The organism is Brevibacterium sp. SIMBA_078, from assembly GCF_046534565.1.
Lineage (GTDB): Bacteria > Actinomycetota > Actinomycetes > Actinomycetales > Brevibacteriaceae > Brevibacterium.
In genome coordinates this window covers 1-265 of the sequence record NZ_JAWRYQ010000288.1, presented here as the reverse complement: position 1 = coordinate 265, position 265 = coordinate 1, and the positions used below count along the sequence as shown (strand labels likewise).

Annotated in this window: 1 protein-coding gene; it reads right to left on the bottom strand. The window is 31.7% G+C overall.

Annotation, left to right across the window (positions count from 1 at the left end):
- The coding region (locus tag SB749_RS19760) for a DegV family protein (RefSeq protein ID WP_410711805.1) at window positions 1-265 on the bottom strand (265 nt) is incomplete at both ends.

The following is a 265-nucleotide window of genomic DNA, read 5'->3' as shown; positions in this document are numbered from 1 at the left end:
CTGTTAAACATAAAATATCAGTCTCTTTATCAAATTTAGCAAAGCAATTCGCATAAGTGGCAGGTGAAGGTTGGGAAGTCTTTGGAAGTTTATTCGAATGAATCATTTTTTCTAAAAACTCCTCTGATGAAATATCAACTTTTTCTCGGTAATCTTTACCATCTAATGATACGATGATTGGGATTACTTCAATGTCATATTGTTCTATGTAATGAACAGGTAAGTCCGCAGAACTATCTGTTATGATTTTTATCATGTATGAAAA